Annotated in this window: 5 protein-coding genes and 1 pseudogene; all 6 read left to right on the top strand. The window is 48.8% G+C overall.

Translation table 11 applies throughout. The annotated features are described in order from the left end of the window. Positions 1-639, top strand: a 639-nt coding sequence (locus AB5150_RS03410) for an oligopeptide/dipeptide ABC transporter ATP-binding protein (RefSeq protein ID WP_368291193.1), incomplete at its 5' end; no start/stop codon positions are given. 22 nt (positions 640-661) lie between these two features. Continuing rightward, positions 662-2,356 carry an ammonium transporter gene (locus tag AB5150_RS03405; RefSeq protein WP_368291192.1) on the top strand — a complete coding sequence of 565 codons (1,695 nt, stop codon included), beginning with the start codon at positions 662-664 and terminating at the stop codon, positions 2,354-2,356. A gap of 16 nt (positions 2,357-2,372) precedes the next feature. Continuing rightward, positions 2,373-3,302 carry a phosphotransferase gene (locus AB5150_RS03400; RefSeq protein ID WP_368291191.1) on the top strand — a complete coding sequence of 310 codons (930 nt, stop codon included), beginning with the start codon at positions 2,373-2,375 and terminating at the stop codon, positions 3,300-3,302. A 51-nt stretch (positions 3,303-3,353) separates the two neighbouring features. Next, positions 3,354-4,589 (top strand): M20 family metallopeptidase, encoded by a 1,236-nt coding sequence (locus AB5150_RS03395; RefSeq protein WP_161171332.1) that lies wholly within the window; start codon positions 3,354-3,356, stop codon positions 4,587-4,589. Positions 4,590-4,680: 91 nt separating this feature from the next. Continuing rightward, positions 4,681-5,445, top strand: coding sequence for a DeoR/GlpR family DNA-binding transcription regulator (locus AB5150_RS03390; protein WP_022216977.1), 765 nt, complete (start codon positions 4,681-4,683; stop codon positions 5,443-5,445). A gap of 116 nt (positions 5,446-5,561) precedes the next feature. After that, positions 5,562-5,941: pseudogene (locus tag AB5150_RS03385) on the top strand (Precorrin-6B methylase 2); the annotation flags it as partial.

The following is a 5,941-nucleotide window of genomic DNA, read 5'->3' as shown; positions in this document are numbered from 1 at the left end:
CTTGAGGAGCCATTGATCCTGAATGGAGTGAAGGACAAGGAGGAGAGGGAGAAGATCATTCTGGACACACTTTCACAGGTCGGAATGGCACCGATGTTCCTTGACAGATATCCGCATCAGTTATCCGGTGGACAGAGACAGAGGATAATCATAGCGCGGTGTCTGGTCGTCACACCGAAGATCATATTTGCCGATGAGCCTATATCGGCACTGGACGTGTCATTGCAGGCACAGGTCATAAATATGCTGATGGATCTGCAGGACAAATATAAGTTGTCCATGCTGCTGATCGCCCACGATCTGGCTGTGGTGAGACAGATCGCGGATCAGATAAAGATCATGTATTTCGGAGAGATAGTCGAGAGTGCATCGAGCAGCGAGATATACAAGAATGCGCAGCACCCATATACAAAGGTTCTGCTCAAGGCGGCTCCGAGTATAAGCAAGGGACTTGAGGATGCGGGCTTTGACATAGACCTTAAGCCAGGTGATATACCTGATCCGGCAAAGCCGATGCCGGGATGTCCGTTCTGTACACGCTGTATATATGCGGATGAACGTTGCATGAAGGAGCGCCCGGAGGAGACAGAGGTATCACCGGGACATACGGTTCGCTGTCACAAGGCAGGACAGATATAACAGAGATTAAGGAGGAATCGTGATGGAATATAGTGCAGTCAGTACGATATGGATTATGGTAGGAACGGTACTCATTTTCTTCATGCAGGCGGGCTTTGCGATGCTTGAGACCGGCATGACGAGGGTAAAAAATGCAGGAAATATCGCCATGAAGAATCTGGTTGACTATTGTATCGGTTCGGTGACGTTCTGGTTGATAGGATTCGGAATTATGTATGGCGGCGACGGAGCTGTACTGGGTAAGATCAAAGGTGTGGCAATGGAATCGGTATATGGAGGCGGCATGCTTCCTGACGGGATCCCATTCTGGGCATTCCTGATGTTTCAGACAGTATTCGCTGCGACGGCGGCGACCATCGTGTCGGGTGCCATGGCGGCGAGAACTAAATTTGCAGCATATTGTATCTACAGTCTGATGATAAGTCTGGTGATCTATCCTATATCGGGACACTGGATATGGGGAGACGGCTGGCTGGCACAGCTCGGATTCCATGATCTTGCCGGATCCGCAGTTGTACATATGGTGGGCGGTGCCGCTGCATTTGCAGGAGCGTGGATGCTCGGCCCGCGTATCGGAAAGTATTCAAGAAGCGGAAAGTCGAAGAAGATACCGGGACACAGCATGCCGCTGTCAGTGCTTGGAATATTTATCCTGTGGTTTGGCTGGTTCGGCTTCAACGGAAGCTCGGTTCTGCCACTGACAGGAGATACGGTGTCACTAGTTGGCAAGGTGTTCTGTAACACCAATCTATCCGCTGCGGCTGGAGCAGTCACAGCGATGTGTATAAGCTGGGCGTGGAAGAAGAAGCCAGATATCGCCATGACACTCAACGGCGCTCTGGCAGGCCTGGTTTCTATCACTGCGGGAGCCGACGTTATAAGTACACCACTTGCGGTGTTGGTCGGAATCGTGGCCGGAGCGATAGTAGTTGGGGGAATGCATTTCATAGAGAACGTGGTAAAGATAGATGATCCTGTGGGAGCCATCGCGGCACACGGATTCGGTGGCCTGTGGGGAACTGTAGCGGTTGGATTGTTCTCAGATGGAACCGCTACAAAGACAAAGGGCCTGCTGCTTGGCGGTGGTGGCTACCAGTGCGGAATCCAGATTCTTGGCGGAATAGTTGTGTTCCTGTATGTATTTGCAGCTTCGGCACTACTGTTCAAGATCGTTCAGAAGACCATCGGCCTTCGTGTATCGGCTGAGGATGAGATGGATGGACTGGATATCAGTGAGCACGGATTTTCAAATACTTACACAGAGGTGCTGTCCTCAGACGGAATAAGCGCGCCTATGATGAATGTGCCTAAGATCGATGGCAAGGCATTTGACAGCACAGAAAATGCGGAGAATCTTAACATATCCAAGGTGGTCATCATAGCGAGAAAGAATAAGCTTGACGCACTGCTTCACGCCATGAATGACATAAATGTAACTGGAGTTACGATCACGGATGTGACCGGATATGGTATACAGAAGGGAAATAATGACAAATATTACCGCAGCTCGGATGCGGATCTGAACCTGCTTCCTAAGGTGAAGGTCGAGGTCATAGTCAGCACTGTACCTGTGTCCAGGGTTGTGGAAACTGCGGAGAAGGTGCTGTACTCCGGCAACTATGGCGATGGCAAGATATTCGTATACGATGTGAAAAATGTTGTGAAGGTTAGAACCGGAGAGGTTGGAAGAGAAGCATTGATTGATGAGAGCAAGTAGGAGAGGAGGCTTTTTTATGCGCAAGACAACAATTGATGAGGCGATCGCAAGGGTCGATGACTGGAAGGACAAGGAGATCAGTTACAAGCCCGTTTCAGGAGGAATAACGAATCCGAATTTCAAAGTGGATGTGGAGGGAGAGCATTTCTTCCTCAAGATACCGGGAGCCGGCACGGATTACATAAACCGTGAAGTATGCCACGAGGCAAATGTGATCGCGGACGAGAGCAAGGCAGGCCCAAGAGTCTATTATTATTTCGAGGATACAGGTGTTGAGATATTCCAGTGGCTTGACGGCTACCGCCAGGTGACATTTGGCGATGTGTATGACAAAGATATATTCCAGTCGATATTCGAGAGGATCAGGGACTTCCACCATCTCGAGACAAAGCCGCTGAACCTGAAGCAGAGCATATTTGAACAGGCGTGGGATATGAACGCAAGGGCGAAGAAGGGCGGCTATATATCACCGTTTAATGACAAGATGGAGTATCTGCTCTCTGCTATTGAGAAGGCGCTGGCGGGCAGTGAGGAGCTGTGTCCGTGCCACAATGATTTCTGGACAAACAACCTGATGTACAACGAGGAGACAAATGATCTGAAGATCATAGATTATGAGTATGCGTCCATGAATGATCCTTATGTGGATCTGGGGCTGATATCTGCTGTGAACTATTTCACCGAGGATATGGACGTGGAGATGATGAAGATATACGGCGGAGGCAAGGTTGATGAGAGAGCATTTGCTAGAATGAAGCTGAACAAGATAGCCTGCGATATCAAGTGGGCGTATTGGGCACTGTATCAGGCGGCCAGCTCCAACGTGGAGTTTGATTACATGAACTGGTATGGACAGAAGATGGCGAGACTGCAGCATTTCTGGCTCGATTCAAGGCTGGATTACTGGCTCGACGTTGCGAGGGAGAAGAGTACCCGTATCAGTTGATGATCAGCAGATCGTATTATGAAACCGGTTCAGGAAAGGGAGATGTATAGCATGAAGGATTATTATAAGAATATGGAAGATTCATGGGTAGAATTTGTCAGTAAGAATATACGCGCACAGGCATATTCCGGGGAGGAGAAAGCCACCTCGGAGGTGTTTATGCAGGCCATGGATGAGCTTGGTATTGAGCATTTCCGCGATGAGTGCGGCAACGTGGTCGGAGTCATCCGCGGAGAGGGTGACGGTCCAAACGTGCTTCTGACTGGACATATGGATGTTGTGCCTGAGGGAAGCATAGATGCATGGAGTCCGTATTTGCCATTTGAGCCGAAGGTGGAGGATGGAAAGTTATACGGCAGAGGCATAAGCGATATGCTTGCTGGCCTGACTTCGGAATTCTTTGCATTTATGGAGATCAAAAAGCTGGTGGATGCCGGGGCGAAGATATCGGGCAATCTTATATTTGCTACAGTCGTCTATGAGGAGCCGGCGGAGAGTATCGGAACGATTTATCTTATGGAGCACACTCTTCCGGAGCACGGCCTTGATGTTGACCTGTGCTATCTGGGGGAGCCGTCAGACGGCAATCTTGCCATCGGACAGCGAGGCAAGATCGAGCTTGTCATAGAGGTGTACGGTAAGGTGGCGCACTCGTCCGCTCCGCAGGAGGGCATAAATGCTGTTGAGAAAGCGCTCCCTATAATGGATGCGATCATGCATAACTTTGGCAGTGAACCGCTCGTACATGAGATGGGTAAGACGTCCATGGTCATCACTGATGTGGTGGTAACACCGGGACAGAAGTATTCCTGTGTGCCGGACTATTGTGAAATCACAGTGGATCAGAGATATGTGCCACCTATTACCATAGAGGATACGGTGAGCAGGGTTCAGAAATTCCTGGATGAGCAGAAGAAAAAGGATCCTGAGCTCAGAGCTGTCGTTCATCCGAGAATGAATAAGAGGACGTGTTACACCGGTTATGAGACGGAGGCGGCAAAGCAGCATCCGGCGTGGGTGACCGGCAAGGATAATGAGTATGTCGAGCTGACATACAGGACGCTTAAGGAGCTTGGTCAGGATGTTGAGAAGATATACTGGCAGTTTGGAACCGACGGAAGCGTTATATGCGGCAAATACAACATACCGACTATAGGATATTCGGGTGCGATGATGAGTCAGGCGCATCAGGCACAGGAGCATGTGGAGATCGACAGGATCCTCGACTGTATAGAGGGATATACTGCGGTTCTCTGCAGGCTGTATGGACTGGATATGTCGGAATAAAGGTTTACACGGCACCGCTTATTTTGATACAATCATGTTGCAGGTCAGAAAACATAGGGCTCAGTTTATAAGGAAGTAAGGGAGGGGACAGATGTTAGCAGATCAGCGTAAACAGATAATATTGGATCAGGTAAATCTTAATCATTCGGTTACTGTTGCCAGACTGGTTGAGCTGCTGGGCGTGTCGACCGAGACGGTGAGACGTGATCTTGAGGATCTTGAAAATAACAACATGCTCACGAGGGTACACGGCGGTGCGGTTTCTGTGAAGAAGAGATACCGGTTTGAGGATATGGATGTCAGGGGCACATCCAATATGGAACTCAAGGAGCAGATAGCCAGGAAAGCGCTTGAGTATGTGAAGGATGGAGACACCATAGCGATAGATTCAGGCAGCACGGCGTCATTGTTCGCCATGGCACTGAAGGCGCGCAATTTTGACTCACTATCCGTCATAACCTATTCCTCGGAGGTGTTCTCCATATTATCGGAATGTGGAAATTACAGGATAACCCTGCTGGGCGGTGAATATCTCCCGAAGGAGAAGTTGTTTTATGGCTTCCTGACACATGAGGCGATGCAGAAACTGTATTTTTCAAAGGCATTTGTAGTACCTTCGGCACTTTCGGTCGAGGATGGCGCACATGATTTTATAAGGGAGACCTATGAGAATCAGTGCATGCTGATAGGCCATGCTAGCGAGGTATTTCTGCTGGCGGACAGCACGAAATTCGAGACAAAGGGAGATTTCAAGCTCAGTGATCTCCAGCCGGAATTCACCATCATAACCGACGATAAGCTTCCGGAGTCCGTATACAATATGTATAGAGATCACAAGCTGAACGTGGTAAGTTGATGACAGTCAAAAAAGTGTCTGTTTGCCTCTCTTTGGGTGTACAGAAGATCGATAAAATAGTATAATAAATGTGCTATATAAAAGATTGGACGGACAACTAAAGGAGGGTTATGGTTATGTACGAGAACAAGGATATGCTCAGTTGGCTTGGCTATTTTGCAGACATGATGAAGGTCAGTCCTGAGAAGATAAAGATGCTGAATATATGCGGAAAGCAGAAGAACGTTGTTCCGACTATAGACACACACAAGAGAGTTCTTATATTTGCAGATCAGAGTCATGAGGATCTGTTGTACACGCTTTGGGAGAAGGGCTTTGGCGAGTATGACATGTGGTATGCAGAGGGTGTGGAGCCCGGCGGCGAGGTTCATCATGACAAGCTGGAGAAGGTGCTGAACAGGAAGATAACAGGGCCAACAGTTATATTCATCATGAACGAGAAGACAAGGGAATCCGTCAGATACGGAATTGCAAATGATTTCTTCTCGGCTGGAAC

This window comes from Coprococcus sp. RTP21281st1_F1_RTP21281_210402 (genome assembly GCF_040915325.1).
Taxonomy (GTDB): Bacteria; Bacillota; Clostridia; order Lachnospirales; family Lachnospiraceae; genus Coprococcus; species Coprococcus aceti.
Note: the sequence above shows the minus strand (reverse complement) of the source record. Positions and strands in the feature narration are given on the sequence as shown.

Coding starts and splice junctions, on each gene's coding strand:
- AB5150_RS03400 (WP_368291191.1), top strand. CDS start 2,373: ATGCGCAAGACAACAATTGATGAGGCGATCGCAAGGGTCGATGACTGG.
- AB5150_RS03390 (WP_022216977.1), top strand. CDS start 4,681: ATGTTAGCAGATCAGCGTAAACAGATAATATTGGATCAGGTAAATCTT.
- AB5150_RS03395 (WP_161171332.1), top strand. CDS start 3,354: ATGAAGGATTATTATAAGAATATGGAAGATTCATGGGTAGAATTTGTC.
- AB5150_RS03405 (WP_368291192.1), top strand. CDS start 662: ATGGAATATAGTGCAGTCAGTACGATATGGATTATGGTAGGAACGGTA.